Annotated in this window: 2 rRNA genes; both read left to right on the forward strand. The window is 60.0% G+C overall.

The features are described 5' to 3' along the window. A 16S ribosomal RNA gene (locus IZR01_RS49545) occupies positions 1 to 111 on the forward strand; the annotation flags it as partial. 323 nt (positions 112 to 434) lie between these two features. Then, positions 435 to 513: ribosomal RNA gene (locus tag IZR01_RS49550) — 23S ribosomal RNA — on the forward strand; the annotation flags it as partial.

The raw sequence follows: 513 nt of genomic DNA on the forward strand, positions 1-513 counted from the left end.
GCCGGTGGCCTAACCCCTTGTGGGAGGGAGCTGTCGAAGGTGGGACCGGCGATTGGGACGAAGTCGTAACAAGGTAGCCGTACCGGAAGGTGCGGCTGGATCACCTCCTTTCTAAGGAGCCTCTCACCGCCGGCGACACACCACAGGGTGTGTGGTTGCGGTGCAGAGCAGTCCGGTTGACCATCCTTTCGTGGTGGTGCCGGCGCTCACGGGTGGAACATCACATGCTTGTTTGTCACACACTGTTGGGTCCTGAGGAAACAGCGAGCCGGTTCTCTTAATCGAGACCGGCTGTTGTGTTCTTCAGAGCCGGATCGCTTCGCGGTCGCTATACCGGTTCCTGCCTGTTGGCGGGGGTGTCTGGTGGCTTCCGTATGCGGAGTGGTGAGCCGGTGGGTGTTTGAGATCTGAACAGTGGATGCGAGCATCTTTGTGGCCAAGTTTTTAAGGGCGCACGGTGGATGCCTTGGCACCAGGAGCCGATGAAGGACGTGGTAGGCCGCGAAAGGCCTC

Origin of the sequence: Catenulispora pinisilvae (assembly GCF_015356865.1) — a bacterium.
Classification (GTDB): domain Bacteria; phylum Actinomycetota; class Actinomycetes; order Streptomycetales; family Catenulisporaceae; genus Catenulispora; species Catenulispora pinisilvae.